General features: G+C 63.7%; 27 protein-coding genes and 1 pseudogene. 16 read left to right on the top strand and 12 right to left on the bottom strand.

Going from position 1 to position 26,301, the window contains the following annotated elements; all coding sequences use genetic code 11:
• Positions 1-3: 3 nt before the first annotated feature.
• The 6 genes from NKJ80_RS06070 to NKJ80_RS06045 all read right to left on the bottom strand — a co-directional run bounded on the left by NKJ80_RS06070 (position 4) and on the right by NKJ80_RS06045 (position 6,319).
• Positions 4-651 carry an alpha/beta hydrolase family protein gene (locus NKJ80_RS06070; RefSeq protein WP_023712537.1) on the bottom strand — a complete coding sequence of 216 codons (648 nt, stop codon included), beginning with the start codon at positions 649-651 and terminating at the stop codon, positions 4-6.
• Positions 641-1,003, bottom strand: coding sequence for a hypothetical protein (locus NKJ80_RS06065; protein ID WP_352497243.1), 363 nt, complete (start codon positions 1,001-1,003; stop codon positions 641-643). The genes NKJ80_RS06070 and NKJ80_RS06065 overlap by 11 nt, the downstream gene beginning before the upstream one ends.
• Before the next feature lie 7 nt (positions 1,004-1,010).
• Positions 1,011-2,138, bottom strand: a complete 1,128-nt coding sequence (locus tag NKJ80_RS06060; RefSeq protein ID WP_023712535.1) for a tetratricopeptide repeat protein — start codon at positions 2,136-2,138, stop codon at positions 1,011-1,013.
• Positions 2,135-3,040: a non-homologous end joining protein Ku gene (ku, locus tag NKJ80_RS06055; RefSeq protein ID WP_023712534.1), complete on the bottom strand. Its 906-nt coding sequence runs from the start codon at positions 3,038-3,040 to the stop codon at positions 2,135-2,137. The genes NKJ80_RS06060 and ku overlap by 4 nt, the downstream gene beginning before the upstream one ends.
• A 448-nt stretch (positions 3,041-3,488) precedes the next feature.
• Positions 3,489-5,981 carry a DNA ligase D gene (gene ligD, locus NKJ80_RS06050; RefSeq protein ID WP_352497242.1) on the bottom strand — a complete coding sequence of 831 codons (2,493 nt, stop codon included), beginning with the start codon at positions 5,979-5,981 and terminating at the stop codon, positions 3,489-3,491.
• A gap of 113 nt (positions 5,982-6,094) precedes the next feature.
• Positions 6,095-6,319 (bottom strand): hypothetical protein, encoded by a 225-nt coding sequence (locus NKJ80_RS06045; protein WP_023699154.1) that lies wholly within the window; start codon positions 6,317-6,319, stop codon positions 6,095-6,097.
• Positions 6,320-6,363: 44 nt separating this feature from the next.
• Between NKJ80_RS06045 and NKJ80_RS06040 the strand changes: the two genes are divergently transcribed.
• The 6 genes and pseudogenes from NKJ80_RS06040 (at position 6,364) to NKJ80_RS06015 (ending at position 12,403) form a co-directional block, all read left to right on the top strand.
• The gene (locus NKJ80_RS06040) at positions 6,364-6,720 is read left to right on the top strand and encodes a hypothetical protein (RefSeq protein ID WP_155921580.1); all 357 of its coding nucleotides are present in this window, start codon (positions 6,364-6,366) and stop codon (positions 6,718-6,720) included.
• Positions 6,717-7,723, top strand: a pseudogene (locus NKJ80_RS06035) (aldo/keto reductase). The gene NKJ80_RS06040 and the pseudogene NKJ80_RS06035 overlap by 4 nt, the downstream one beginning before the upstream one ends.
• Positions 7,724-8,131: 408 nt before the next feature.
• The gene (locus NKJ80_RS06030; protein ID WP_023673481.1) at positions 8,132-9,079 is read left to right on the top strand and encodes a substrate-binding domain-containing protein; all 948 of its coding nucleotides are present in this window, start codon (positions 8,132-8,134) and stop codon (positions 9,077-9,079) included.
• A 171-nt stretch (positions 9,080-9,250) separates the two neighbouring features.
• Positions 9,251-10,879: a sugar ABC transporter ATP-binding protein gene (locus NKJ80_RS06025; RefSeq protein ID WP_502902185.1), complete on the top strand. Its 1,629-nt coding sequence runs from the start codon at positions 9,251-9,253 to the stop codon at positions 10,877-10,879.
• The gene (locus NKJ80_RS06020) at positions 10,879-11,895 is read left to right on the top strand and encodes an ABC transporter permease (protein WP_352497240.1); all 1,017 of its coding nucleotides are present in this window, start codon (positions 10,879-10,881) and stop codon (positions 11,893-11,895) included. Before NKJ80_RS06025 ends, NKJ80_RS06020 begins: the two co-directional genes overlap by 1 nt.
• A 10-nt stretch (positions 11,896-11,905) precedes the next feature.
• Positions 11,906-12,403 (top strand): GNAT family N-acetyltransferase, encoded by a 498-nt coding sequence (locus NKJ80_RS06015; protein WP_023735430.1) that lies wholly within the window; start codon positions 11,906-11,908, stop codon positions 12,401-12,403.
• Between the two features lie 65 nt (positions 12,404-12,468).
• Here the strand turns inward: NKJ80_RS06015 and NKJ80_RS06010 are convergent, their stop codons facing one another.
• Complete coding sequence (locus NKJ80_RS06010; RefSeq protein WP_084624981.1) at positions 12,469-12,702, bottom strand: hypothetical protein; 234 nt, start codon at positions 12,700-12,702, stop codon at positions 12,469-12,471.
• Positions 12,703-12,851: 149 nt separating this feature from the next.
• Positions 12,852-13,481: a glutathione S-transferase family protein gene (locus NKJ80_RS06005; protein WP_352497239.1), complete on the bottom strand. Its 630-nt coding sequence runs from the start codon at positions 13,479-13,481 to the stop codon at positions 12,852-12,854.
• A gap of 209 nt (positions 13,482-13,690) precedes the next feature.
• Between NKJ80_RS06005 and NKJ80_RS06000 the strand changes: the two genes are divergently transcribed.
• From NKJ80_RS06000 to NKJ80_RS05970, 7 genes are all read left to right on the top strand, one after another.
• Positions 13,691-14,677, top strand: coding sequence for a tagatose kinase (locus NKJ80_RS06000; RefSeq protein ID WP_352497238.1), 987 nt, complete (start codon positions 13,691-13,693; stop codon positions 14,675-14,677).
• Positions 14,674-15,951: a D-tagatose-bisphosphate aldolase, class II, non-catalytic subunit gene (locus tag NKJ80_RS05995; protein WP_352497237.1), complete on the top strand. Its 1,278-nt coding sequence runs from the start codon at positions 14,674-14,676 to the stop codon at positions 15,949-15,951. Before NKJ80_RS06000 ends, NKJ80_RS05995 begins: the two co-directional genes overlap by 4 nt.
• 52 nt (positions 15,952-16,003) lie before the next feature.
• Positions 16,004-16,594, top strand: a complete 591-nt coding sequence (locus NKJ80_RS05990) for a DUF922 domain-containing Zn-dependent protease (protein ID WP_023673473.1) — start codon at positions 16,004-16,006, stop codon at positions 16,592-16,594.
• A gap of 194 nt (positions 16,595-16,788) precedes the next feature.
• Positions 16,789-17,874: an ABC transporter ATP-binding protein gene (locus tag NKJ80_RS05985; RefSeq protein WP_352497236.1), complete on the top strand. Its 1,086-nt coding sequence runs from the start codon at positions 16,789-16,791 to the stop codon at positions 17,872-17,874.
• A 39-nt stretch (positions 17,875-17,913) separates the two neighbouring features.
• Entirely contained in the window at positions 17,914-19,239 is a 1,326-nt protein-coding gene (locus NKJ80_RS05980) for an ABC transporter substrate-binding protein (protein ID WP_023693796.1), read from the top strand.
• Positions 19,240-19,380: 141 nt separating this feature from the next.
• A complete protein-coding gene (locus NKJ80_RS05975) occupies positions 19,381-20,280 on the top strand; it encodes a carbohydrate ABC transporter permease (RefSeq protein ID WP_444849008.1) in 900 nt (299 codons plus the stop codon).
• Position 20,281: 1 nt separating this feature from the next.
• The gene (locus tag NKJ80_RS05970) at positions 20,282-21,184 is read left to right on the top strand and encodes a carbohydrate ABC transporter permease (protein WP_023673469.1); all 903 of its coding nucleotides are present in this window, start codon (positions 20,282-20,284) and stop codon (positions 21,182-21,184) included.
• A 31-nt stretch (positions 21,185-21,215) separates the two neighbouring features.
• On the opposite strand, the gene NKJ80_RS05965 is transcribed toward NKJ80_RS05970, so the two are convergent.
• Positions 21,216-21,920: an SDR family oxidoreductase gene (locus NKJ80_RS05965; RefSeq protein ID WP_023715144.1), complete on the bottom strand. Its 705-nt coding sequence runs from the start codon at positions 21,918-21,920 to the stop codon at positions 21,216-21,218.
• A 117-nt stretch (positions 21,921-22,037) separates the two neighbouring features.
• Between NKJ80_RS05965 and gcvA the strand changes: the two genes are divergently transcribed.
• Complete coding sequence (gene gcvA / locus NKJ80_RS05960; protein ID WP_352497235.1) at positions 22,038-22,937, top strand: transcriptional regulator GcvA; 900 nt, start codon at positions 22,038-22,040, stop codon at positions 22,935-22,937.
• Positions 22,938-22,995: 58 nt separating this feature from the next.
• Here gcvA and NKJ80_RS05955 read toward each other — a convergent pair whose 3' ends face one another.
• A complete protein-coding gene (locus NKJ80_RS05955) occupies positions 22,996-24,099 on the bottom strand; it encodes a flavin-containing monooxygenase (RefSeq protein WP_352497234.1) in 1,104 nt (367 codons plus the stop codon).
• A 170-nt stretch (positions 24,100-24,269) separates the two neighbouring features.
• Between NKJ80_RS05955 and NKJ80_RS05950 the strand changes: the two genes are divergently transcribed.
• Positions 24,270-24,518 (top strand): FAD-dependent oxidoreductase, encoded by a 249-nt coding sequence (locus NKJ80_RS05950; RefSeq protein WP_245274447.1) that lies wholly within the window; start codon positions 24,270-24,272, stop codon positions 24,516-24,518.
• Positions 24,519-24,555: 37 nt separating this feature from the next.
• Here the strand turns inward: NKJ80_RS05950 and NKJ80_RS05945 are convergent, their stop codons facing one another.
• Complete coding sequence (locus NKJ80_RS05945) at positions 24,556-24,972, bottom strand: winged helix-turn-helix transcriptional regulator (protein ID WP_023673465.1); 417 nt, start codon at positions 24,970-24,972, stop codon at positions 24,556-24,558.
• Positions 24,973-25,109: 137 nt separating this feature from the next.
• Here NKJ80_RS05945 and NKJ80_RS05940 point away from each other — a divergent pair, with 137 nt between their 5' ends.
• The gene (locus tag NKJ80_RS05940; protein WP_352497233.1) at positions 25,110-25,697 is read left to right on the top strand and encodes a dihydrofolate reductase family protein; all 588 of its coding nucleotides are present in this window, start codon (positions 25,110-25,112) and stop codon (positions 25,695-25,697) included.
• Between the two features lie 95 nt (positions 25,698-25,792).
• Here NKJ80_RS05940 and NKJ80_RS05935 read toward each other — a convergent pair whose 3' ends face one another.
• Positions 25,793-26,221 carry a VOC family protein gene (locus NKJ80_RS05935; RefSeq protein ID WP_155922514.1) on the bottom strand — a complete coding sequence of 143 codons (429 nt, stop codon included), beginning with the start codon at positions 26,219-26,221 and terminating at the stop codon, positions 25,793-25,795.
• Positions 26,222-26,301: the final 80 nt, after the last annotated feature.

The raw sequence follows: 26,301 nt of genomic DNA, 5'->3' as shown, positions 1-26,301 counted from the left end.
CGATCAGGAAACGATCCGCCCTGTCCACGCCTTCACCGTCCCGGCCAGCGTCTTCAAATGATCGGCGGTCGAAAAACCCGACACGCTCTTGCGCGGCTTGAGGTCGTGGTCGCCATCCTCCAGCCAGATCACCTCGATGGCTTTGGAAAGGCCGTAGGTCGCGACCTCTTCTTTCGTGCCGAACTCGTCGCGGGTGCCCTGGAAGATCAGCGTCGGCGTCTTGAGGTCGGCGAGATGTTTTGTCCTGAGCTGCTCTGGCTTGGCCGGCGGATGAAAGGGATAGCCGAGGCAGACGAGGCCCGAAATCTCGCCCTTGGCGAACATCTCGTCGGCAACCATCGAGGCGACGCGCCCGCCCATCGACTTGCCGCCGATGATGAGCGGCCCGGTGACGCCCATGGCTCTCAGATCGGCGATGGCCTTTATGTATTCCGGGTTGACCGTCTCGGCGCGCGGCGGCGGCTTGCGCTGGCCATAGCGGCGGGCCGCCATATAGTGGAATTCAAAGCGCGCGACCTGGAAGCCGGCGGTGGCGAGCGCCTTGGCGGTGGCGGTCATCGAAGGCGAATCCATCGATGCGCCGGCGCCGTGGGCCAGCACGATGGTGACCGGGGCTGTGTCAAAGCCGTCGAAGAGGAAGCTAGTGGGCATCAGGCTGCGGGACCCCGATATAGTGGTAGGTGGTTTTGGAACCGTGAACTTCCTTACGCCACTGCTCCGGATGCAGGGTAACATGGGTGAAAATGGCTGCAAGAAACCCCACGAGCACGATGAAGAATGGCCGGCCGAAGCAAACGCGCTGCTTGTTCGACATACGGTCCTCGGGGCGCTGGGGAAATGGCCAAGTTCTGCGGTTGTAATATGTGGCCCAATTGATTTTGCTGTCTTCGAAAAAATTCCAGCCATTGCTCCAGTAGAAGAGCAGCTCGCGGGCCTCCCGCACCGCCAAAACGATGAAGCACGCGGTTAATCCCATACTCGAAATCTGAACAAGATTATCCACGGCAGCCTCACCCCGCCGTCCGCGCCAGCTGCAGATCGACGAACTGTATCCCCTTTTGCGCAGTGCGCGCCCATTCGCTGTCAGCATCGTGTTCGAGATAGCGCACCCAGTGGCGGCGGGCTTCGGTCAGATTGCCGGCGTCGAACTCCAGCCGGGCAAGGTTGAACACCGGATCGGCGTAGCTCTTGTCGAGCGCGATTGCCTTGACCAGATGCCGGCGCGCCGAGGCGATCTTGCCTTCGTCGCTCATCAGCCCGGCGAGGTTGAACCAGGCCTCGACGAACGCCGGATCGAGCTTGATCGCTCTTGCATAGTCATGCGCCGCGTCGGCCACGCGACCGGCGCCACGCAAGCAATTGGCGCGGTTGAACGCGGCGATGGCGTCGCTCGGATCGATGCTGAGGCAGCGTTGGTAGAGCGCCGCGGCATCGTCGTGCCGGCCCTCCTCTTCCGCGCTTTCAGCCTCGGCGAACAATTCTTCCAGCGTGTCGTCGCCGGCTGCGCTTGCGCTACCGAGATCGAACAGCAGCTGGCCGTCGAGTTCGCTCTGGCCATCCTCGAGATAGATCTGATCGGGCCGGCCATGCTGCGAGCCGACATTGAGCGATTTGGCGGTGAGCGAAGCGACCGGACCGGAGCGATGCACGGAGCGCGCGATCGCGCCCCAGGATGCACCGCCGGCAACCAGCCCGGCATATTTGCGGGCAAGGATCAGATCGCGGAACGAGTAGGGTTCACAATCGTGCTCGAAGGCGTCGAACAGGCTGAGCAGGTCGAGGTCGGCACCGGACAGTCTGGACTGGTCGACGAGAGACTGCCTGGACAGCGAAGACGCCTCCGGCGCCTTCATCAGACCAAGCAGGCGCAGGAAGCCATTTTCGCTAAGGAGCGTTCGGCCGGCGGCACGCTCGGCGGCAACACGGCGTTCAATCTCGGCATCGCCGCCCTTCGCCGTGCCGGCCTTGGCGATCAGCGTTCGGCCGAACACAACATGGCTGGTGCGCCTGGTGACGCCGCGCCGCAACTGGCCGTGCTGACGCTCCACCTCACGGGCCGCGAGCCGCAGCGGAAATGCCGCCAGCGCGCCGATGGCGCCGAAGACGGCGCCCGGGATTATACCGGTCGGCGCCGTCACCCCTTGCTCTTGCCGACGGCCTTGAGCAGATTGGCCTTCAACGGGTTTTCCTTGGCCGCACCCGCCTTAGCCTTGGCGGCAGGTTTTTCAGCGTCGTCGGCCTTGCTCTTCGACTTGGCCGGCGGCTTGGCTGATTGCGACAGGCTCGCCTTCAACGCGTCCATGAGGTTGATGACATTGCCACGCTCGGGCGCCGCCGCAATGATCGGCTTATGGCCCTTCAGTTTCTCGCGGATCATCGTCATCAGCGCGATCTCGTAGCGGTCCTCATAGTTCTTCGGATCGAAGGTGGTTTCCTTCTGCTTGATCAGCGCTTCGGCCAATTGCAGCATTTCGGGATCCGGCTTGCCAGCCGGGATGTTGCCGAAATATTCAGCCGTGCCGCGCACTTCGTTCGGGTTCCTCAACGTACACACGAACATGCCGTTCTCGCGCGCGCCGATCGTCACCACGCGCTCGCGGCTGGACAGGACAAGGCGGGCAATGGCCAGCTTGCCGGATTTGCGCATTGCCTCGCGCAGCACGGCGAAGGTTTCCTCCGCCATGGCGCCATCCGGCGCCATGTAGTACGGCGCATCCTGATAAATGACGTCGACCTCGTCTTCGTCGACGAAGGCCTCGATGTTCATCGTGTGATTGGATTCGATGCGCACTGCTTCGAGGTCGGCCTCATCGATGATGATGTACTGCTTGTCCTCGTATTCGTAACCCTTGACCAGGTCCGCGCGCTCGACGAGGCCGAGTTCAGGGTCGACCGGCTTCATGTTGATGCGGTTGTGGGTCTTCTTGTGCAATTGGTTGAACGATATGCGCTCGCTGGTCGTCGTTGCCGGATAGAGCCGGACCGGACAGCTGACGAGGCTGAGCTTGAGGTAACCTTTCCAACTTGCCCTGGGCGCCATGATACTCTCCTACGCGGCCATGCACTGACATTTCAGACTGAGCATGATCTTAACCGAAAACCGGTTCCCACGTTTCGGGATCATGCTTACTGCAGCGCTTCGTTCCGAGGACGATTGGCACTGCGCAAATCCTACACCGGCCCCAAACATACCGGCAAATTCCTGACGAAATCTTCCAGGTGAGCTGGAGGGCACCGACGGAGGATAATTCAAATTGTCCGCATGGTCGATGGACTTGGGGAAGTAAGTCATGCCGGAGGGACAGCACCCCCCTCTGTCCTGCCGGACATCTCCCCCGCAAGTGGGGAGATTGGCAGCTTCAACCTTATCGCTCCTCTTGCAAGGTTTGCGATTGGCGAAAGCAGAGGCGACATCCGATCTCCCCCCCTTGCGGGGGAGATGTCCGGCAGGACAGAGGGGGTGTGCCGGATCGCCAACACCTCCCGATCTACTTCCCCGAAAACAACGGCAAATCCCTCGCGAAATGCTCCATGTCCGCCCAGGGGTCGCCCGAGGTCGCCAACAACCCCGGCAGCGAGGAATAGTTCAGATCCTGCGGCGCATCGATCGTCTCAAGGTCGCTCCAGCTCACCGGCGTCGACGCCGGCAGGTTGGTGCGGGCGCGCAGCGAATAAGGCGCCGCGGAGGTGTGGCCGCGCGCGTTGCGGTGGTAGTCGATGAAGATGCGGCGCTTCCGGTTTTCCTTGCCCATTGTGGTGGTGAAAGTGTCGGGCGCCGTGGCCGCCAGATGCGTGGAGATGGCGCTGGTAGCCTGGTGCAGCTTCTTCCAGTTCTGCTTTTGCGTCACCGGCACGGTTATGTGGATGCCGCCGCCGCCGGATGTCTTGGCGAACGGCACCAGGCCGAGCCGTTCCAATTCGCCCTTGATGTGGACGGCGGCCTCGACCACCTCGCGCCAGGCGATGCCCTCACCCGGATCGAGATCGAAAACGATCTGGTCGGGCTTGTCGAGGCTCAAGCGATGCGTGCCCCAGGTGTGGAACTCGACGACGCCGAACTGCGCCAGCGCCAGATAGCCTTTTGCTCCCTCGACCGACAGATAGGATTTGGTTTCACCTTCGGAGTTGGTGGCGTCAAAAGTGACCACAGAGGGCGGCATGCCGGTGAAGGCGTGGCGCTGGAAGAAACAGTCCTTCGGCAGGCCCGTCGGGCAGCGCACCAGCGACACCGGGCGGCCCATAATGTGCGGCAGCATGAAATCGCCGACCAGCGCGTAATAGACGGCGATGTCGAGTTTGGTCGGCCCGGTCTTGCCGAACAGCCGCCGCTCCGGATTGGTCACCCATATGGTGGCGAGATCGGCTTCGGCGATCAGCCGCTTGCGCTTCGGCGACACCGGCGTCGACAGGCCGACATCCCTGAGGCCGCGAAACACACCGTGGCGCAGCGAATTGTCGGCCGTGCGGTTGGCGTAGTGGATGCGGGCCGACAGCATCGGCCGCACCCATTTCATCTCGCCCATGATCTCGCGCGGCACACCCTCGGGGGCTGTCGCGCCGTCGCGCAGCGGCTGCAGCCGGGCCAGCAAGTCGCCCGCCGTCGCGGCATCGAAGCCGGTGCCAACCTTGCCGCGATAGTGCAGTTCGCCATCCGCGAATTCCGCCATGCCGAGTGCGGCCAGTCCTTCGGCGGCGTCGGAGACGGTATAGCCGGCGATGATGAAATCGCCGGTCTCCAGCGCCTTGACCTTGGTCCAGCTCTTGGTGCGGCCGCTCTGGTAGATGGCGTTGGCGCGCTTGGAGACGACGCCTTCCAGCCCAAGAATCGAGGCCTGATCGTAAAGCCCCTGTCCGTCGCCTTCGACATGGTCGCTCAGCTGGATGGCGGAGTTGGCGCCCTGCCCGGCTAGCAGTTCGGCGAGCAGGGCCTTGCGGTTTGCGAGCGGCGCCTTGCGGAGGTCCCAGCCGTCGAGATGCAGCAGGTCGAAGGCATAGAAATGGAGCTTGCTGCCCGCACCCGCCGACAGCGCATCCTGCAGCAGCGCGAAACGCGAGATGCCCTTCTCGTCCAGCACCATGATCTCGCCGTCGATGATCGCCTGGCTGAGGGGCAGCCGGGCGAATGCCTGCGGCAGGTCGCCGTAACGCCTCGTCCAGTCGATGCCGCCGCGGGTGATCAGCCTGACCTCGCCATCGGCGATATGCGCCATGGTACGGTAGCCGTCGAATTTTATTTCGTGCAACCAGAGTTCACCTGTGTCTTCCACTGGCCCACCCGGTGGCTTCGGCACCTGCGTGGCGAGCTGCGGCTCGATGCGCGACGGCGGATCGCCCCTGATCGCGCCGGGCAGTGCACCGGGTTTCAGCGCGCCGGGTTTTGGCGGCAGCCGCGCCGGCTTTTTCGGCGGCGCCACCAGCTCCTCGATGCGCTTGCCGGTCTTCACGCTTTCCGGCCGCGCTTCCAGAATGTCGAGGCTGGTGTCGGAGGCGAGGTCGCGCTCCTTGAACAGCAGCCAGTTTTTCTTCTCGCTGTCTTCGCCGGGCTTGGGCTTCAGACGGGTCAGCATCCAGCCGCCATTCAACTTGTCGCCGGCCAGCCGGAACTTGAAGGCGCCGGTGCGCAGGCTCTTGTCGACATCGTCCATCGGCGCCCAGGTGCCGGTGTCCCAGACGATCATCGGCCCGCCGCCATATTCGCCTTCGGGAATGACGCCCTCGAAGTCAATATATTCGAGCGGATGGTCCTCGGTCTCGACCGCCAGCCTTTTGTCGGCAGGGTTGAGCGAGGGGCCGCGCGGCACCGCCCAGCTTTTCAGCACGCCGCCGACCTGCAGGCGCAAATCGTAATGGTCGGCGGTGGCGTGATGCTTGTGGACGACGAAGCGGTTGCCGTCGCCTGAAATGAGCCCGCCCGCCGGTTCCGGCGTCTTCGTAAATTCGCGCTTGGCGCGATAGGCCTTGAGTGTTGGCGGGGTTGGCATGGGTCAGGCGGGAGCGGCGGCGGACGAAGCTTCCCTGCGCCGTGTTCCTGCACAGTGCTGTCCCGCCAACATTTCAAATTTCCCAGCGCGGTGCGAAGGAACGGCGTTCACACTCAATCGTCGGTGGCCGGCGTCAGGTCTAGCTCGGCCGGGGACAGCCCTTGCTGGAGCTGGCTCAGCCGGAACTCGTCGACCCAGTAGGCCTCGCCGTCGACCAGCACGCGGGCCGAGTAGACGCCGCCGGAAAAGCTTTGCGCGGTGACGTAGACCTTGTGGCGGTCGAGCGCCTTGCGCACCGCGGCGCGCTTGGAATTCTGGCTGGTGACGGAACTGGCCATGGCTCACTCATACACAAGCCGCCCGGCATGGCGGCGGCATAAGGATGCTGGAGATCGGCCGCTCTGTCAATTTTGACCGCCTGCTTCTGGCAGCGCTACGATCCGACGGCAGCAAAAAACCGCTGCGCCTCGGCAGCGGACTTTGCAATGGCGACGACAATATTCGGTTAGTGGTCCGAAGGAATTATGAGCGCGGTGACGCGCGAGAGCTGCTGACGCCGGTTCAGCGTCGGCTTCTCGTAGATCTTCTTCATTGGTATCCCATGGCCCCCAATGGCCGCCGGCAAAGGCGCTTGCGGCTGGGTTTTGTCAAGGGAAGCGCTGTTCTTCCGCCGAACAGCTATGGAAACTGGAGGAGCGGCCGCTATAGTTTTCCTCAGCCCCAAGGAGAACGGCAATGACCCTCAGCACCCGCAAACTCGGCAGCCAGGGGCTGCAGGTCTCGGTGATCGGCCTCGGCTGCATGGGCATGAGCCAGTCCTACGGCCCTGCCGACGAGGCGGAATCGATCGCCACCCTGCACCGAGCCATCGAACTCGGCTGTACCTTCCTCGACACGGCGGAAGTCTACGGCGCCTATGCCAATGAAGAACTGCTCGGGCGGGCGCTGAAGGGCCGGCGCGATGAGGTGACCCTTGCCACCAAATTCGGCTTCCGCATCGAAAACGGCAGACAGGTCGGCACGGAGCGTGACAGCCGGCCCGACCATATCCGCGAGGCGCTGGAGGGCTCGCTGAAGCGGCTCGGCACCGACCATATCGACCTTTACTACCAGCATCGCGTCGATCCGGCGGTGCCGATGGAAGACGTCGCCGGCACGGTCGGCCGGCTGGTTGCCGATGGCAAGGTGCGCTTCTTCGGCCTGTCGGAAGCGGGCGCGGCGAATATCGGCCGTGCGCATGCCGTGCACCCTGTCTCGGCGCTGCAGAGCGAGTATTCGCTTTGGGAGCGCAATCTGGAGCCGGAGATCATCCCGCTGCTCAAAAAGCTCGGCATCGGCCTGGTGCCGTTCGCGCCGCTCGGCCGCGGTTTCCTCGCCGGCGACGTCAAGCGCGCCGAGGATTATCCGGAAGGCGATTTCCGCCGCGGCGACCCCCGCTACCAGGGCGCCAACTACGACGCTAATGTCGCGGCTGCGGCTGCGGTGCAGGAGGTGGCCGCGGCCAAAGGGGCAAAGCCCGCACAGATCGCGCTGGCCTGGGTGCTCGGCAAGGGCGACGGTTTCGGCATTGACATCGTGCCGATCCCGGGGACAAAGCGGCGCAAGTATCTGGAGGAAAATGTTGCTGCGGCCGCGATCACGCTCGAGCGGCCGAGATAGCTGCGCTCGATGCAGCCCTTGCGCCGGGCAAGGTCTCAGGGCCGCGCTACAATGAGCGGGTGATGACGACGATCGATCGGTAGAGGCGTCTAAGCTGCCAATCTCCCCCCTCGTGGGGAGATGCCTGGCAAGGCAGAGGGGGGGGCGCGAAGGATCGCCCGCATCAAGTATTCTGCGTAGAGGTTAGCTCAAAGATGTAAGTGAAATTGGCCAATGTCGGCGGGACAGCGCCCCCCTCTGTCCTGCCGGACATCTCCCCCACAAGGGGGGAGATTAGCAGTTTCAGCCCCTCGCCTCACCTTGCGTAATCGATTTTCCTTGGCTAGCATCCTCGGGTCGGCGCCGTGCGGAGGAGAACGTTGCGGCGGACCGGCTGGAGCGCCTCGCGTCCCCTCGGGGCGTTCACAGGACACTCCATTTTTGAATTGACGCAAGGACCGTCCCGAGCCGCTCCCGGTTTCGGGCTCCTGCGTTCATGTGGAGGATATCTGATGAACAGACGCGAATTCCTGTTGTCGACCGTGGCGACCGGCGCCATGGCGCTGGCCGCGCCCATGGCCTTTGCCGCCGACAAATTGACCATATTGGGCTCGGTGCCCAATCTCGGCTTTCCGTTCTTTGTGCACATGCTGAACGAGATCAAGGCGGAGGCGCAGGCGCAAGGCGTCAATCTGACCGAGAGCGACGGCCAGAACTCGGCGCCGAAGCAGACCGCCGACATCGAGGCCGCACTTGTGCAGAAGGTCAACGCCATCGTGATTTCGCCGCTTGACGTCAACGCGCTGGCGCCGGCGATCGAGGAAGCGGTCAAGGCCGGGGTTCCCGTGGTCACTATCGACCGCCGCGTTGACGGCGTCGAGGGCATTCTGGCCCATGTCGGCGCCGACAATGTCAAGGGCGGCGAGGCCGAGGCGCAGGCCATGGTGGCGGCGTTCCCCAACGGCGCCAAGCTGTTCCATTTGCAGGGCCAGCCGGGTGCCGGGCCCGCGATCGACCGCAACAAAGGCGTCCACAATGTGCTCGATCCGCTCAAGGACAAGTACCAGATCATCTTCGAGCAGACCGCTAATTTCGCCCGCGCCGAAGCGCTGTCGGTGACCGAGGCCGGGCTTGCCGCCAACGGCAAGCCGGACGCCATCATCTGCGCCAATGACGACATGGCGCTCGGCGCGCTCGAAGCCTGTGCCGCGCGCAACTTCACCGACGTCAAGATCTACGGCTTCGACGCGCTGCCGGAAGCGCTGGTCGCCGTGCGCGACGGCAAGCTCGCCGGCACTGTCGAACAGTTCCCCGGCGAACAGTCGCGCAAGGCGGTGCAGATCGCGGTCGCCTTCGCCAGGGACAAGACCGAGCCGAAGGAGAAGCTGGTGCTGTTGACGCCGATCGTCATCGGCAAGGACAATCTCGACAAGGCGGAGAGGTTGAACGAGACGAAGTGAGAGTAGGGCCCATGACGGGTGGAGGTCGCGCTCTGTCGCGCCCCCCTCTGTCCTGCCGGACATCTCCCCCACTTGGGGGGAGATCGGCCGTCACGTCTGCTTTCGCCAATCGCCAACGTTATAGAAATAGTGCTGCCGGCAAAACTGCTGATCTCCCCCCGTGTGGGGGAGATGTCCGGCAGGACAGAGGGGGGCGCTGTCCCGCTGCCTATCGCAATCCGGGAGCAATGCTTGTCCGCCGTTGAACCCACCGCATCATCGCCCCCGCTCCTTTCCGTCGAAGGCGTGACCAAGCATTTTTCCGGCGTCACCGCGCTCATCGACGTTTCGCTCGAGGTGCGGCCCAGTGAGATCCTTGGCCTGCTCGGCGAGAACGGCGCCGGCAAGTCGACGCTGTTGAAAATCCTGTCCGGCGTGATGCCGCCGTCAAGCGGCCGCATCGTCTTCGACGGCGCCGACTACGCGCCGTCCAGTCCGCAGGATGCGAAGCGGCATGGCATCGTCACCATCTATCAGGAACTGAGCCTGATCCCGACGCTGACGGTTGCGGAAAACATTTTCATCGGCCGCGCGCCGCTCGGGCCGCTCGGGCTGGTCAGCTGGCGCAGGATGGAGGACGCCTCGCGCGCGATCATCGCCCGCGTCGGTCTCGACATCGATCCGGCGACGCCGGTGTCCTCGCTGTCGGTAGCCGAACAGCAGCTGGTCGAAATCGCCCGCGCTCTGTCGCTGGAAAGCCGCCTGATCATCATGGACGAGCCGACCTCGGCGCTGACCGAGACCGAGGTGCAGAAACTGATGTCGATCATGGACAGGCTGCGCAAGGACGGTGTCGCCATCATGTTCGTCACCCACCGGCTGGAGGAAGCGTCCGCCATTTGCGACCGCATGACCGTGCTGCGGGATGGCAGGCTGGCCGGTCATCTCGACCGTGACGGCCAGCCGATCCAGATTCCGAAGATCATCGAGAAGATGGTCGGCCGCGCCGCCTCCGAGCTCTACGCGCGGCCGACGCAGCGCGATGTCGCCGGCGAGGTCAGGCTCTCGGTGCGCGGGCTGCGGACGGTACGCGACCCGTTGGCGCCGCATGCCATCGTACTCGAAGGCGTCAACCTCGATCTGAAGGCCGGCGAAATCCTCGGCGTTGCCGGCCTCGTCGGTTCCGGCCGCACCGAGCTTGCCCGCGCCATTTTCGGCGCCGACCGCATCGCCGCCGGCACGATTGCGCTCGACGGTAAGCCGATCGCCCCGGCCTCCCCCGCAGACGCCATCAAACTCGGCATCGGGCTGGTGCCGGAAGACCGCAAGCACCAGGCGATCTTTGCAGCACTGGGCATTCTCAACAATTTCTCGATCGCCTCGCTCGGCCGCTACAGCAATGGGGCCGGCTTCATGGCCGAACGGCGCGAGCGCGAGGCGCTGGCCGGCTATCGCAAGGCACTGTCGATCCGCATGGCCTCGCCCGAGCAGGCGATCGAGGGCCTGTCCGGCGGCAACCAGCAAAAAGTCATCCTGGCCCGCTGGCTGGCGCGCGACCCGAAAGTACTGATCGTCGACGAGCCGACGCGCGGCGTCGATGTCGGCGCCAAGGCCGAAGTGCACCAGATCCTGGTCCAGTTGGCTGCGCGCGGCATCGCCATCATGATGATCTCGTCGGAACTGCCGGAAGTGCTGGCGGTGTCGGATCGCATCGTCACCATGCGGCGCGGCCGTATCACCGGCGAAATGCCGGGCATCGAAGCGACCGAGGAAAAACTGATGGAACTGATGGCGCTCGACCGCAAGCAGGACGCAATGTAATGACCAGCACCACCGAACAGACCCAGCGCAGCGGCATCAACATCGCGCGGCTTCTGATGAGTTTTGGGCCGCTGATGTTCCTGGCGGTGTTGATCGTCATCTTCACCGTGCTGAAGCCGAGCTTCATCGATCCAATCAACCTGTTCAACATTTTGAGGCAGATCTCGATCACCGGGCTGATCGCGCTCGGCATGACTTTCGTCATCCTCACTGCCGGCATCGACCTGTCGGTCGGCTCACTGCTCGCCTTCTGCGGCATGGTGGCGGCGGTGGTGGCCAAGGGCGGCACCGCCAACACGCTGTCGCTGTCGACCACGGGCACGCAAGGATATGGCTGGTTCGCCGCCTTGCTTGCCGCCGTCATCGTCGGGGCGCTGGCCGGCGGCGTCCAGGGCTTTGCCATCACCAGGCTGAAAGTGCCGCCCTTCGTCGTCACGCTGGGTGGTCTCACAGTGTTTCGCGGCCTGACGCTGACCATCTCCAATGGTGGACCGATCTCCGGTTTCGACGCCTCGATGCGCTGGTTCGGCACCGGGCTCATCGGACCGGTGCCGGTGCCGGCGATCATCTTCGCGGTGGCGGCCATCCTGTGCCACATCGTGCTGCGCTATACGCGCTACGGCCGCGCCGTCTATGCCGTCGGCGGCAATGCCGAGGCCGCGCGCCTTTCGGGCCTGCGCGTCGACCGCATTCTGATCTCGGTCTATGTCATCGTCGGCTTCTTCGCCGGGATGGCGGCCTTCGTTTTGTCAGCACGGCTCAACTCCTCCGAAGCCGTAGCCGGCATCGGCTACGAACTTACGGTGATTTCCGCCGTGGTCATCGGCGGTACCTCGCTATTCGGCGGCATCGGCTCGGTCGGCGGCACGGTGGTGGGCGCAGCGCTGATCGGCGTGCTGCAAAACGGGCTGCAGTTCAACAATGTCTCGTCCTACACACAAAGCATCGTCATCGGCCTGATCCTGATCCTGGCCGTGGCCTTCGATCGTTGGCTGAAGTCGCGGGTAAGGCGGTAAGGGATCGGCCATGGTTCAGATCAGGGCGATGACAGAGAACGATGTAGCGTCGGTATCGCGGCTGCTGGGAGAGTCTTGGCGGCGCACCTATTCGTCGATCCTGGGACCTGAAAATACCGCGCGGCTCTCGGACGACAAGCATGCGCCCGAGCGGCTGGCAGAGGAACTTGGGGACGACAACAAGATGTCGTTCGTGGCCGAACGGCCGGACGGTTCGATCGCCGGCTACGCGATGGCGGCGATGGACGATCGTGGCGATGTCCTGCTCGACCGGCTGCACATCGACAAGACAGAGTTCGGCAGCGGGCTCGCCACCGACCTGCTGCACGCGGTGCTTGTCGCGCATGCCGGCATCCCCAGCATTGCGCTGGAAGTGATCGAGGGCAACGACCGGGCGATCGCCTTCTATCGCAAGCACGGTTTCGAAGTGGTCGAGCGCCACACGGCCGCGCACGGCGTTGGCGGCCACGCCTCGCTGATCATGCGCCGGCTGCTGTCGAGGGCGTAAGGAAGGGAACAGGCAGTGTGGAATAGGGAATAAGGTGGCGCGGATCGATACCCTACGCCTACAGCCTACTGCGCCGCCGCTTGCCGGCCGTCCTCGTCGTCCGGCATATCGAGAATTTCGATCAGCCGCGCCACCTTCGTTCCCGGCAAGGGGCGGCCCTCGTTGACCAGCGCCTCGTCGGCACCGAGCCAGGCGAACGCCTCGCGCAGTTCTTCAAGGGTGGCGCCGGTCAGCGCGATGTCGGCTATGACTGCCTCGTCTACCGGCCCCAACACCGAAATGATGTCGTCGCGTGTCATGGTCACCTCCATTCTAAGTGCCGGCCGGTCGTCGAGATGACGCCGAGACCCGGCCATCCAGCCAACGGATTGCGAGTAAAAACCGCCGACAAAGCAGAATCTGGGTCTTCTTTTCGACTAAGCAAGATGAACGCGCGCGCCTTTTGCCGTCAAGCAGCCGAGTGCGGATTGATGCTGTAGAGATGCACGGGATAGCCGGGACCGATGGCGTCGCGCACCCGGTCCGTCCAGGCGAGGACCGCCGGATAAGCCGCCAGCGCAAAGCCGCAATCTTCGGCACGGTGGCCGTAGGCATAGACAGCAATGTCGGCGATGGTGAGCGTGTCGCCGACAAGGAAGGGCTTGTCGTTGAGGCTGCGCTCCAGCGCTGCCAGCGTGCGGGCGCCGGATTCGCGCTTGGCAGGAACCATGGCCTGGTTGCGCTCCAGCCTTCCGGCCAGCGTCCAGAAGCGCAGGGAGCCGATGACCGGCTCGACATGGTACTGTTCGAAGAACAGCCATTGCATAATTTTCGCGCTGACATAGCGATCCGCCGGCAGCAAGGGCGTGCCTTCGGCGAGATAAATGAGGATCGCATTCGATTCGGCGATCGCACGGCCATCCTCGAGTTCGAGCACAGGAACGGCGCCGGCCGGGTTGAGCTTCAGGAAAGCGTCGGTGTGGCTCTCGCCCTCGAAAATCGACACCAGGCGGCTTTCATAGGGGATATTGAGCAGGCCGAGCACGACCCTCGCCTTCCAACCGTTTTGCGACGGCAAATAATCATGAAGCGTGAGCATGGCTGTCCTTTCGCTGCGGTCGACGCTTGATTTGCACGGTGCCACGATCCCAGCCACCCGAATCCTGCAATGTGTACGCGCAGAATGAGTAAACTATACGCATGTAAAGTTTTATTGACTTCGCCCTATGTGCGATTTACCCGATAAACATTTGTGCCGAACAACTGCGCGAGCAAGCAATCAGTCTGTGACAAGGAGGAATCGCAAGCATGAGCCTTTCGCGCCGCAGCGAAATCGCCGCCGAGGCCGCGGGGCCAACTATTGCCGCCGGCGAGATCCTGGTCGAGATCATGGCGACGGAACTGGGTTTCGGCTTCCTCGAGCCGCAAACGCTCGTCGGGCCATTCCCCAGCGGTGCGCCGGCGATCTTCATCGATCAGGTTGCGCGGCTGGGGGGCGGCGCCGGCATTATCGGCTGCGTCGGCCGCGACGATTTCGGCACGCTCAACCTGGACAGGCTGAAGCGCGACGGGGTCGACGTCTCCGCCGTCGATATCAGCGACCGCTTCCCGACGGGATGCGCCTTCGTGCGCTATCGGCCCGATGGTATCAGGGACTTCGTCTACAACATCGCCGAATCCGCCGCCGGGCAGATCCACCTGACCACTGCTGCGCGCCTGCTGGCGGACAGGGCCGGCCATCTGCATATCATGGGATCGACGCTGTCGGTGGCAGGGCTGAAGGAGATCGTCAGCTACGCAGTGCAGGCGGTTCGTGCCCGCGGCGGCTCGACCTCATTCGACCCGAATGTGCGCAAGGAGCTGATCGACGGCTCCGACGGCGCACTGTTTTCCGCACTCATCGACGATGCCGACCTGCTGCTGCCGTCCGGCGACGAATTGCTCGCTACGGCGGGCGTCGATGACGAGCACCGGGCGGTGGCGGCGCTGTTTGCCAGGGGCGTCGGCGAGATCGTGCTGAAGCGCGGTGCTGACGGCTCTTCCTGGTTCGGCGCCGACGGCGCCAGGATCGACTGCGCCGGTTTTCAGGTCGAGGAAGTCGACCCCACGGGCGCCGGCGATTGTTTCGGCGCCACTTACCTGACCTGCCGCCGCCAGGGGATGGAGCCCGGCAAGGCGCTGCTTTATGCCAATGCCGCCGGCGCCCGCAACATCACCCGGCGCGGCCCGATGGAAGGCACCGCCGGCTTCGATGCGCTTGACCAATTCATCAAGGGAACAGCGAGACGGACATGAGCGCCAACCCGCTTGCAGGCCTCGCCAGCGCGCGCAAAAACGGCTCGCCCTACGGCATCACCTCGATCTGCTCCGCGCATCCGCTGGTGATCCAGACGGCGATCAGGCGCGCCGTTGCCGACAGGGAGAAAAACCTGCTGATTGAGGCAACCTGCAATCAGGTCAACCAGTTCGGCGGCTATACCGGAATGACCCCGGCGCTGTTCGTCGCCTTCGTGCTGGAGATCGCCTGCCGCGAGGGGCTGGAAGCCTCGCGCATCATCTTCGGCGGCGACCATCTGGGACCGAACCCGTGGCGCGCAGAGCCGGCGGCGCAGGCGATGGACAAGGCCGAGGCCATGGTCGGCGCCTATATCGCGGCCGGCTTCACCAAGATCCATCTCGACGCATCGATGGGCTGCGCCGGCGAGCCGGCGGCGCTCGACGACGAGACCATCGCCACCCGGGCGGCGCGGCTGGCAAAGGCGGCCGAAACGGGCGCGCACGCCGCAGGCAGCACCTTGCCGGTCTACATCATCGGCACCGAAGTTCCCGCCCCCGGCGGCGTCGACCATGCGATCAGCGAGTTGAAGCCGACCGAGACGGCGGCGGCGCGGCGCACGATCGAGGTTCACCGGGAGATCTTTGCCCGCGAAAGCCTGACCGAGGCGTTCGGCCGCGTCATGGCCGTGGTGGTGCAGCCGGGCGTGGAATTCGGCAGCCAGAATGTCGTCGCCTACGCGCCCGAAAAATCCAAGGGCCTGACCGGCTTGCTCGATGAGCAGCCGTCGCTCGTCTACGAGGCGCATTCGACCGACTACCAGACCCGTGCGGCTTTGACCGCGCTGGTCGCAAACGGCTTTCCTATCCTCAAGGTCGGCCCCGGCCTGACCTTCGCCTTGCGCGAGGCGCTTTACGGGCTCGACCTGATCGCCTCCGAAATGGCCAGGGACTATGGCGACCGGTCGCTCGCCCGGACCATGGAAAGCGCGATGCTGGCAGCCCCCGGCCATTGGCACAGCCACTATCATGGCAATGAAGCAGAGCTCTATGTGCAGCGGCATTACAGCTACAGCGACCGCATCCGCTATTATTGGAGCAACCCCACCGCTGTCGCGGCCGTCGAGCGCCTGCGCAAGGCGCTGGACGACGTTGCCATTCCCGAAACGCTGATGCGGCAATTCCTGCCGGCGCTGCCGGCCGAACTCGGGCCGGCGGGCAATCCCGAGGCTATCCTTCTCCAAGCTGTCGATCAGGTGCTGGCCGACTATGACGCGGCCTGCCGTGGGACCTGAGTGCATTGCGCCGGGTTGATCTTTGCCTCAGCCCAGTGTCTCTGACGTTTCCATGAAACCAGCCATGTTCTTTCTCCTGTTCGCGGCCTCCCTGCTGGCGTCGCCGGCACGCGCCGACTGGAAGCCGGTCGAAAAGGTCGAGACCTACGCCATCGCAGGGCGGACCGGCCCGGAACTCTATGCCGCGATCGGCGAAGCCGGCCCCTTGCTCGGCAAGGGTCGGGTCATTGCGCACACCAATTTCAAGCTGACCTGGACCAGGGACTACAGGCCGCAAGGCGACGCCTGCGTGCTCAAATCGGCGCGCCCGAAACTGATCATCACCTACACCTTGCCGAAGCCGGCCGAACCGTTGCCGGCTTCCGTCCAGAAGAACTGGACGGTGTTCATCGCCGGGCTCGCCGCCCACGAGAGAGTGCATGGCGCAGCCATCGCCGAGATGGTGCGCAAGATCGAGGCGGTGAGCGTCGGCCTGACCGTTACTGATGACCCCGCCTGCAGCAAGATCAGAACCGAGCTGACGAGGCAACTCGCCCAGATCTCGCTGGCTCAGCGGCAGGCGAGCCGCGACTTCGACCGGGTCGAATTCGGCCCCGGCGGAAACCTGCAGAAGCTGGTGCTGGCTTTTGTGAATGGGGGGTAGTTTGCCGGCGAACCGGTCATTGCGCCGGTGTTCCGAACGACAAGAGCACCGGCCGCATGGCCGCTTTACAGGCAGGCTTGGTAGCGCTACCGTCTGATCGTCACGCCACCTGTTGGGGGAATGGGAGACGGTCGCGAGGCGGGAGAGGAGCGGTTTCCTTCGGGGCGTCGCAAGAAGCATTCGGGAGGAGATCGATGGCGTCTGTCGCGATCGGCGATGTTTACAAATCGTTCGGGACCGTCGAGGTCCTGCATGGCGTCAGTGTGGATATCGACGACGGCGAATTCGTCACGCTGGTCGGCCCGTCGGGTTGCGGAAAATCGACCCTTCTCAGGATGATCGCCGGCCTGGAAAAGATTTCTCGGGGCGAGATCGCGATCGGGGATCGGGTCGTCAACAACGTTGCCCCGAAAGAGCGCGACGTTGCCATGGTGTTCCAGAACTACGCGCTCTACCCGCACATGACGGTCGCCGAGAACATGGCGTTCTCGCTCATGCTCAAAGGTGTTTCGAAGGCCGATTGCGCTACCAGCATTCAGCGCGCCGCCGAAATCCTCGGGCTGGTGCCATTGCTGACGCGATATCCGCGCCAGCTTTCCGGCGGCCAGCGCCAGCGCGTCGCCATGGGCCGGGCGATCGTGCGCGATCCACAGGTTTTCCTGTTCGACGAACCGCTCTCCAATCTCGACGCCAAGCTCAGGGTGCAGATGCGCGCCGAGATCAAGGAACTGCACCAGCGGCTCAAGACGACCACAGTCTATGTCACCCACGACCAGATCGAGGCCATGACCATGGCCGACAAGATCGTCGTCATGCATGACGGCATCGTCGAACAGATCGGACCGCCGCTGGAGCTCTACGACAGGCCAAACAATCTCTTCGTCGCCAGTTTCATCGGCTCGCCCGCCATGAACCTGATCAAGGGCGAGATCGTCACCGACGGGTCTCCGTCCTTTCGCGGCGCCGGGGGAATTTCCGTGCCGCTGGCCGGCGCGCCGGCCGTTGGCAACGGTCATCCGGTGGTGCTGGGAATACGGCCCGAGCATTTGCGGCTATCGTCAGACCATGGCATTCCAGTCACCGTAGCGGTGGTCGAGCCGACCGGGTCGGAAGTGCAGATCATCGGCCGCACCGCCGGCGGCGACGAGATCGTCGCCAATTTCCGCGAACGCCATGCCTTAACACCGGGCGAATCCATACGGCTCTCTGCCGCGCCTGGCCTGATTCATCTCTTTGACGGCAAGACCGGAACACGATTTGAAACGCGTAACGGATGGTAAGGACCGCATAGCAAGGAAGATAAACCGGAGGAGACGACCATGAAATTCACGAGACGCGATGTAATCCGCACGACCGCAGGTGCCGCGGCGGGAGCTCTGGGAAGCCGGTTCGTCGGCTCGCCGGCTTTTGCCCAGGAGGGCTTGAAATACAAGCCCGAGGAAGGCGCAAAGCTGCGGCTGCTGCGCTGGTCGCCCTTCGTCAAGGGCGATGAGGATCAATGGCTGGCCAACACCAAGCGCTTCACCGAGGCGACAGGTGTCGAGGTTCGTGTCGACAAGGAAAGCTGGGAGGACATTCGCCCCAAGGCAGCGGTCGCGGCCAATGTCGGTTCCGGCCCGGACCTGATGTTCGTCTGGTTCGACGACCCGCATCAATATCCCGACAAGCTGCACGACGTGACCGAGCTCGGCGAGTATCTGGGCTCGAAATATGGCGGATGGCACGACGGACCGAAGCAATATGCGACGCGGGACGGCAAGTTCGTCGGCCTGCCGCTGGCCACGATCGGCAATGCCATCGTCTATCGCGAAAGCTGGGTGAAGGAGGCCGGCTTCTCCGAATTTCCGAAGGACACGGCAGGCTTCCTCGAGCTTTGCAAGGCGTTGCAGGCGAAGGGACATCCGGCCGGCTTCACGCACGGCCACGGCGTCGGCGACGGCAACAATTACGCGCACTGGCTGCTGTGGAGCCATGGCGGCCAGATGGTCGACGAGAGCGGCAAGGTGGCGATCAACAGCCCCGAGACGCTAAAGGCGATCGGATACGCGCAGGAACTCTACAAGACCTTCATTCCCGGGACCGAAAGCTGGCTCGACGTCAACAACAACCGCGCCTTCCTGGCCGGCGAACTCGGCGTCATCGCCAACGGCATTTCCGCCTACAATACGGCCAAGATCAACAAGGACAACGATCCGAAGCTGGCTGAGATCGCCAAGGACATCCGCACCACCAACCTGCCGATCGGTCCCGTCGGGAAATCGGTCGAACTGTTCCAGGTGACCACCGCCGTCATCTTCAACTACACGCCCTACCCCAATGCGGCCAAGGCCTATCTGCAGTTCATGTTCGAGGATCCGCAGATGACCGACTGGATCACCTCCTCGGCGGGCTATTGCTGCCAGACGCTGAAGGCCTTCGACAACAATCCGGTGTGGACGGCCGACCCGAACAATGCCGCCTATGCCAAGGCCTCGGCGACGCTGCGCCCCAACGGCTATGCCGGGCCGCTCGGCTATGCCTCGGCGGCGACCATGGCCGACTATGTCCTGGTCGACATGTTTGCCAAGGCGGTGACCGGCCAGGCGACGCCGCAGGAGGCGATGGAGGAGGCGGAGAAGCGCGCCAACCGCTACTACCGCGTTTGATCACGGCACCGCCGGGCAGCGTCTAGTGCGCTGCCCGGCCCGTCGCACAATCCCATGGCGGCCGTTGACGCCGTGACCTGATTCCCCGATGAGGAGCCCTCCATGGCCGTGCCGTCCGTTGCCGCCCAGCCGCGTCCGTCGATGCTTTCGCGGATCTCCGAAAGCCGCAACGCGCTGGGCTTCGGCTTCATGCTGCCGGCGGCGGCGCTGCTGCTGGTCTTCCTGACCTATCCGCTCGGGCTGGGCGTCTGGCTCGGCTTCACCGATGCCCGTATCGGCCGCCCCGGCATCTTCATTGGCACCGAGAACTATCAGTATCTGTGGAGTGACGCCGTCTTCTGGCTGTCCGTCTTCAACACCTTGCTCTACACGGTCAGCGCCTCGATCCTGAAGTTCGTGCTCGGCCTGTGGCTGGCGCTCATTCTCAATGAAAACCTGCCGTTCAAATCGTTCTTCCGCGCGATAGTCCTGCTGCCTTGGGTGGTGCCCACCGTACTGTCAGCCATCGCCTTCTGGTGGATCTACGATTCGCAGTTCTCCATCCTGTCCTGGGCGCTGCAGCAAATGGGCCTGATCGACCACCGCATCAATTTCCTCGGCGATCCGGAGAATGCGCGCGCTTCGGTTATCGCCGCCAACGTCTGGCGCGGCATTCCTTTCGTCGCCATCACGCTGCTCGCCGGCCTGCAGACCATTCCGCAGTCGCTCTACGAGGCGGCCACGCTCGACGGCGCCAGTCGCTGGCAGTTGTTTCGTTATGTGACTCTGCCGCTGCTGACGCCGATCATCGCCATCACCATGACCTTCTCGGTGCTGTTCACTTTCACCGATTTCCAGCTGATCTACGTGCTGACCCGGGGCGGACCGGTGAATGCCACGCATCTGATGGCGACATTGTCTTTCCAGCGCGGCATTTCCGGCGGCCAGCTTGGAGAGGGCGCGGCCATCGCGGTGGCCATGATCCCGTTCCTGCTGGCGGCGATCCTGTTCAGCTATTTCGGCCTGCAACGCCGCAAATGGCAACAAGGCGGCGGAGACTGACATGGTCAAGACGGCCGCGACAAGGAAGGCGAAACGTGGGGATATCGACGAAGGCGGCATGGGCTACCTGCAGAGCCTGCCGCGCCGCGTGGTGACGGTCTATCTGCCGCTGCTGGTGTTCGTCTTCGTGCTGTTGTTTCCGTTTTACTGGATGACGATCACGGCGGTTAAGCCCAATCTCGAGATGACCGACTATGCGCAGTTCAATCCGTTCTGGGTGGTGCATCCGACATTGGAGCACATCCGCTATCTCCTGTTCGAGACCTCCTATCCGGGCTGGCTGCTCAACACGATCATCATCTCGACCGCCGCCACGTTCCTGTCGCTGCTGGCGTCGGTGTTCGCCGCCTATGCGATCGAGCGGTTGCGCTTCTCCGGGGCGCGGCAGGTCGGCCTCGGCATCTTCCTCGCCTATCTGGTGCCGCCCTCGATCCTGTTCATTCCGCTGTCGGTGATGGTGTTCAACCTCGGGCTCTACGACACGCCCTTCGCGCTCATCCTTACCTATCCGACCTTCCTGGTGCCGTTCTGCACGTGGCTGTTGATGGGTTACTTCCGCTCCATCCCGTTCGAACTGGAAGAATGCGCGCTGATAGACGGAGCGAGCCGGTGGCAGATCCTCACCAAGATCGTGCTGCCGCTGTCGGTGCCCGGCCTGATCTCCGCCGGCATATTCGCCTTCACCCTGTCATGGAACGAGTTCATCTATGCGCTGACATTCATCCAGTCCTCGGAAAACAAGACCGTGCCGGTGGGTGTGCTGACCGAGTTGGTGCGCTCCGACGTCTACGAATGGGGGGCGCTGATGGCGGGAGCGCTGATCGGCTCGCTGCCGGTGGTGGTGCTCTATTCGTTCTTCGTCGAGCACTATGTCTCGTCGATGACCGGCGCGGTGAAGGAGTGACGCGCCGGCTCACGCGAGGCGACCGGCGCGGTCAGATCGCGCCGATGATGCCGCCGTCGACGCGGATGTTCTGGCCGGTAATGTAGCCCGCACCTTCGGAAGCGAGGAAGGCGATGGTCGCGGCAATTTCCTCCGAGGTGCCGTAGCGCTGCATCGGCACGCTGTCGCGGCGCTCCTCGGTGGCCGGCAGGCTGTCGATCCAGCCGGGCAGCACATTGTTCATGCGTACATTGTCGGCGGCGTAGGTGTTGGCGAAGATCTTGGTGTAGGCGGCAAGACCGGCGCGGAACACGGCGGATGTCGGGAACATCGGGCTCGGCTCGACCACCCAGGCGGTCGAGATGTTGATGATGGCGCCGGCCTTCTGCTTGACCATCTGCGGCGCCACGATGCGCACCGGCCGGATGACGTTCATCAGATAGACGTCGAGACCGGTGTGCCACTGCTCGTCGGTGATTTCGAGGATCGGCGCGCGTGGCCCGTGGCCGCCGCTGTTGACCAGCACGTCGATGCGGCCGAAGCGCTCGAGCGTCAGGTCGGCGAGCCGCTGCAGATCGTCATTCGACTGGTTGGAGCCGGTGACGCCGAGGCCGCCAATCTCCTTGGCCAGAGCCTCGCCCTTACCGGAGGACGACAGGATCGCGACCTTGAACCCGTCCGCCGCCAGCCGCTTGGCCGCCGCCGCGCCCATACCGCTGCCACCCGCGACGACGACTGCCACTTTTTCTACACTCATTTTTCTCTCCTTGGGGTTTTGCGGCGTGTGTCTCGCGACTTCAAAGGATGATATAGCCGGTCTTGCCATCTGGTTCGAACCAGAAAGCCTGAAATCAAGCTGTAGAAAAACTCCTGCATGCCCGAAGCCTTCCTGAGCCTGCCGCCGTTGAATGCGCTGCGTGCCTTCGAAGCCGCCGCGCGTCATCTCAACTTCCGCATCGCCGCGCAGGAGCTGAACGTGACGCAAGGGGCGGTGGCGCAGCATATACGCGGGCTGGAGGCGGATCTCGGCGCAAAGCTGTTCGACCGGCTGCCGCGCGGCCTGGCGCTGACCGATGAGGGACGTGCCTATGCGCCGAACATTCGCCGCGCCTTCGAGCTGATCTCCGAGGCAACGCTGCTGTTGCGGCCCGAGCCGGCGCGGCTGACGATCAGCGTCACGCCGAGCTTTGCCACCAAATGGCTGATCCCCAAACTGCCGGAGTTCGTCGCCCACAACCCGCTCGTCGATTTGCGCATCCTGGCCAGCCAAAGCCTGTCGAGTTTTCAGGCCGACGGCGTCGACATTGCGGTCAGGCAAGGCCGCCCGCCCTTCGGCGCCGGCCTGATGGTCGACCTGTTGTTCCCACAGCAGATCGTCGCCATCTGCAGCCCTGCCCTGCTGCCAACCGAGGCGAACGAGATCGCGACGGCCGATATCCAGCATCATGTCCTGTTGCACGACGCGCACAATCTGTGGCCGGAATTCATGGAGAGAGCGCTCGGGCTGAAGATGGCCACCGAGGCCAAACGCATGCGCTTCAACCAGACAGGCCTCGCGATCGACGCCGCCATTGCCGGCCAGGGCATCGCGCTGGCCAGCCGGTTTCTCGTCGCTGCCGACATTGCCGCCGGCCGGCTGGTGCAGCCGATCAACGCAGAGATGCGTGGGACGCACGATTTCTATGTCGTGATGCCGCGCAAGCAACGGCACCCAGAACCGACGCAAGCCGTGCGGCAATGGCTGCTCGATGAGGGCTACGCGGCGGGGCTGTGATGGATAGCCGATCTCCCCGCAAGGCGGGAGATCCGCAGCTTGGCCGACGCCGCCCCTTTCAGCCTCGCCGAGCAATGTCGGCCGCCACTGCCTTCGCCTCGCGTCCAATTTCCCTGAGCAGACCGGTGACCGGATTGTAGAAGCCGACGAGGTAGAGGCCGAGTTGCGAGGCGCGGGCGTTGACGCCACTGCGCTCCGGCTGCAATTCCACGGGCAGAAACTTTTCGTAGCCCGGGCGATAGCCGGTGGCGAGGATGACGGCGTCGAAATTTTCCTGCCTGCCGTCGGTGAACGCAGCGCCGCGCTCGGTGAAGCCCGCTATGTCGGGCGCGATCTTGATGGCGCCTTTGGTGATGGCGTCGACCGTGCCGACGTCGATGACCGGGATGCGGCCGACTTCGTCGATCTGTTGCAGGATGCCCTGTTTCGGCCTGACGATGCCGTATTTCTCGAGCTTGCCCAGCGCGAAATCGAGGATGATCGGAAACATCCAGTCGTTCAGCGCCTGCGGCATTGGCCGGCTGGCGATGCCGACCATCTGGATCGGCACGCCAAACAGCTGGCGCGGCACGATGTGGACGCCCTTGCGCACCGAAATGGTCGGACGCGCGCCACTTTCCGCCAAGTCGAGCGCGATCTCGGCGCCGGTGTTGCCCATGCCGACGATCAGCACCGAGCGGCTGGCAAAGGGCGCCGCTTGCGTATAGTTGGCGCTGTGCAGCACCTCGCCCTTGAAAGCCTCGATGGCAGGGAGCCGGGGGACGATCGGCTCGGCATTGTTACCGCTGGCGATGACGACATGGCGCGCCTTCAGGTTGTCCGAACCTGTCTCGACCAGAAAACCGCTGTCGGTACGGCGAATGGCTTTCACCGTTACGCCGAAGCGCGGGCGCAGATCGAATTTTTGCGCGTAGTCGTCGAGATAGCGGACCACCAGTTCGCGCGGCACGTAGCGCGGATAATTTTTGGGAAAGGGCTGGAACGGCAGCGACGAGAACGACTTGACCGTATGCAGATGCAGCCGCCGATAGTGCCGCCGCCAGGCGGGGGCGATCTCCTGCGATCTTTCGAGCAGGATGAAATCCACTCCTGCCCGCTTCAGGCAGGCACCGACCGCAAGGCCGGCAGGCCCGGCGCCGACAATAACGACAGTGGTGTCCAAGCGATTCTCCTCCCGCTAGTTCCTTAGGCTACGCGTAGAAGCGCAGGCGGGACAAGGCGCGCCTCACCTTCTGCCCTTGTTGGAGAAGGTGGATCGGCGCGCTAGCGCCGAGACGCCTTCGCATCGCGGCGCGCACGCTGCGCATCCTGTCCGGTCTCGGCTCACCCAGGGTGACGAATGTCTATCCCGGCAATCGCCCCATGCTGTCGGACGGGCTGCCTGTCGACGGCCGCACCGCGGTCGAAGAGCTCTACGTGCATGGCGGCATGGGCCCAATCGGCATGCATGCCGCCCCCGCCACCGCGCGCTGGCTGGAAGAGGCCGTGTTCGGGCGATGGCAATCCGAAGCAGACATGGCTCTGGCCACAGCGATTTGCAGGATGGGAAGGGTGAGGCTGCGCGACGTCGTGTCGATGTAGCCCGCCATCGGCCCGAAGGGAGGGCTGGCGTTGCTCCTTAGCCGATATGCTCGGCGCGCAGCTTCTTCTTTATCTGCTCCAGGCCTGCCTCGCCGCCCGTCGCCAGTTCATCGGCGATCCTTGCCAGCTTGTCATCGGCGTTGCGGTATTTGCTGCCCCAGGCGCCGAGCGTCGCCAGCACCGGCAACAGGTCGATGCCCGCCTCGGTCAGCTTATAGATCGCCTTGAGCTTGTGCGTGGGGTCGTCGCTTCTGGTGACAATGCCCTCATCCTGCAAGGTCTGCAGCCGCTCGGCCAGCGTGCGCGACGAGATGCCTTCGCCTGATAGCAGAAACTCCCGGAAGTGCCTTTTTCCCGCGAAAATCATGTCGCGGATGATCAGCAGCGTCCAGCGGTCACCGAGCAATTCGAGCGACAGGCTGATGGGGCAGCCGGATCTTTCCCTGGTCGACATTCTCAATGCTTCCATTTCTAAATCACTTTACTATTGACATCATTTTTCTCTCGTGTCAATGGTTCCGAAAGTAAAGCAATCACCAACGCCGCCTGACCTGGCGCTGGTGACACCAGAGCTCAATCAGGAGAACAACGATGAGAAAACTGATCCTGCAGATGCAGATGTCGGTCGACGGTTTTGTCGGCGCGGCCGGCGATGAGCACTGGCAGCTCTGGGAATGGGGCGCCAACTGCCCGTGGGACGACGACTTGAAGCAGGATTTCAACGCGGTGTTCGCCGGCATCGATACCATTCTGCTCAGCCGCAAGATGGCCGAAGAAGGCTATCTAACCCATTGGGGCAATGCGGCAAAAAACTATCCGCGCGATCCCTTCTACACCTTTGCGCAGCGCATCGTCGAGGCGCGCAAGGTGGTGCTGAGCGACAAGCTCGCGGCATCGCGGTGGGAGCGCACGACGCTTGCCAGCGGCGACCTGCCGCGCGAGGTCAAGGCGCTGAAAGCTGAAGGTGAAGGCGACATGGCGGTATTCGGCGGCGCCGGCTTTGCCTCGGCGCTGATTGCAGCGGGACTGGTCGATGAGTTCCAGCTGTTCATCAATCCGGCCGCGCTGGGCGACGGCGAGCGGATTTTCGACTGTGGCGGCTTCCTGAAATTGCGCCTGCTCGGCTCTAAAGCCTATGCCTGCGGAATGGTGGTGAACCGCTACGCGCCGGCAATGTGAAGCAGTTCAGAGATTGAATCCGTGGACCGCTTCAACTCTTTGTTTTTGCGAGAACTCCGGACGGATCACCGCAACCCGCTCCTCGTGAACCTGCGCTAGAAATTGATCTCGACCGAAGCGGCACTTCGCTTTGCCGGCCCGTGAAACACCGCCTCGATGTTGTTGCCGTCGGGGTCGAGCAGGAAGGCGGCGTAGTAGCCGGGGTGGTAGGGCCGCTCACCCGGCGCGCCATTGTCGGCCCCGCCGGCATCGAGGCCAGCCTTGTAGAACGCATCGACCATGGCCTTGTCCCTGGCCTGGAAGGCCAGATGATGGCGCCCGGTCAGCTGTCCCCTCGCCGCCCGGCTGTCGAGGCTTGAGATGAACAGCTCGTCGGCCCAGAAATAGTCCTCGGCCTCGCCGCCGATCGGAATGCCGAGCACCTTGAAGACGGCTTCATAGAAGCGCCGGCTCGCCTTGAGGTCCCTGACCACCAGCTGGACGTGGTCGATGAGGCGGCCGCGATGCAGTTCCATGAGCGATATCTCCCGTCGCGAGACCACAAAGCTAGTGCCGCGGAGCGGCTCGTCAATTCGGCAGTCTATCTTGTCGGCGCGCTTGGCAG

Origin of the sequence: Mesorhizobium sp. M0030, from assembly GCF_040323695.1 — a bacterium.
Taxonomy (GTDB): domain Bacteria; phylum Pseudomonadota; class Alphaproteobacteria; order Rhizobiales; family Rhizobiaceae; genus Mesorhizobium.
Note: the sequence above shows the minus strand (reverse complement) of the source record. Positions and strands in the feature narration are given on the sequence as shown.

Excerpts from the sequence above, each read along its gene's own strand:
- NKJ80_RS06070 (WP_023712537.1), bottom strand. The coding sequence starts at position 651 with ATGCCCACTAGCTTCCTCTTCGACGGCTTTGACACAGCCCCGGTCACC.
- ku (WP_023712534.1), bottom strand. The coding sequence starts at position 3,040 with ATGGCGCCCAGGGCAAGTTGGAAAGGTTACCTCAAGCTCAGCCTCGTC.
- ligD (WP_352497242.1), bottom strand. The coding sequence starts at position 5,981 with ATGCCAACCCCGCCAACACTCAAGGCCTATCGCGCCAAGCGCGAATTT.
- NKJ80_RS06045 (WP_023699154.1), bottom strand. The coding sequence starts at position 6,319 with ATGGCCAGTTCCGTCACCAGCCAGAATTCCAAGCGCGCCGCGGTGCGC.
- NKJ80_RS06040 (WP_155921580.1), top strand. The coding sequence starts at position 6,364 with ATGCTGGAGATCGGCCGCTCTGTCAATTTTGACCGCCTGCTTCTGGCA.
- NKJ80_RS06030 (WP_023673481.1), top strand. The coding sequence starts at position 8,132 with ATGAACAGACGCGAATTCCTGTTGTCGACCGTGGCGACCGGCGCCATG.
- NKJ80_RS06025 (WP_502902185.1), top strand. The coding sequence starts at position 9,251 with ATGTCCGGCAGGACAGAGGGGGGCGCTGTCCCGCTGCCTATCGCAATC.
- NKJ80_RS06020 (WP_352497240.1), top strand. The coding sequence starts at position 10,879 with ATGACCAGCACCACCGAACAGACCCAGCGCAGCGGCATCAACATCGCG.
- NKJ80_RS06015 (WP_023735430.1), top strand. The coding sequence starts at position 11,906 with ATGGTTCAGATCAGGGCGATGACAGAGAACGATGTAGCGTCGGTATCG.
- NKJ80_RS06010 (WP_084624981.1), bottom strand. The coding sequence starts at position 12,702 with ATGACACGCGACGACATCATTTCGGTGTTGGGGCCGGTAGACGAGGCA.
- NKJ80_RS06005 (WP_352497239.1), bottom strand. The coding sequence starts at position 13,481 with ATGCTCACGCTTCATGATTATTTGCCGTCGCAAAACGGTTGGAAGGCG.
- NKJ80_RS06000 (WP_352497238.1), top strand. The coding sequence starts at position 13,691 with ATGAGCCTTTCGCGCCGCAGCGAAATCGCCGCCGAGGCCGCGGGGCCA.
- NKJ80_RS05995 (WP_352497237.1), top strand. The coding sequence starts at position 14,674 with ATGAGCGCCAACCCGCTTGCAGGCCTCGCCAGCGCGCGCAAAAACGGC.
- NKJ80_RS05990 (WP_023673473.1), top strand. The coding sequence starts at position 16,004 with ATGAAACCAGCCATGTTCTTTCTCCTGTTCGCGGCCTCCCTGCTGGCG.
- NKJ80_RS05985 (WP_352497236.1), top strand. The coding sequence starts at position 16,789 with ATGGCGTCTGTCGCGATCGGCGATGTTTACAAATCGTTCGGGACCGTC.
- NKJ80_RS05980 (WP_023693796.1), top strand. The coding sequence starts at position 17,914 with ATGAAATTCACGAGACGCGATGTAATCCGCACGACCGCAGGTGCCGCG.
- NKJ80_RS05975 (WP_444849008.1), top strand. The coding sequence starts at position 19,381 with ATGCTTTCGCGGATCTCCGAAAGCCGCAACGCGCTGGGCTTCGGCTTC.
- NKJ80_RS05970 (WP_023673469.1), top strand. The coding sequence starts at position 20,282 with ATGGTCAAGACGGCCGCGACAAGGAAGGCGAAACGTGGGGATATCGAC.
- NKJ80_RS05965 (WP_023715144.1), bottom strand. The coding sequence starts at position 21,920 with ATGAGTGTAGAAAAAGTGGCAGTCGTCGTCGCGGGTGGCAGCGGTATG.
- gcvA (WP_352497235.1), top strand. The coding sequence starts at position 22,038 with ATGCCCGAAGCCTTCCTGAGCCTGCCGCCGTTGAATGCGCTGCGTGCC.
- NKJ80_RS05945 (WP_023673465.1), bottom strand. The coding sequence starts at position 24,972 with ATGTCGACCAGGGAAAGATCCGGCTGCCCCATCAGCCTGTCGCTCGAA.
- NKJ80_RS05940 (WP_352497233.1), top strand. The coding sequence starts at position 25,110 with ATGAGAAAACTGATCCTGCAGATGCAGATGTCGGTCGACGGTTTTGTC.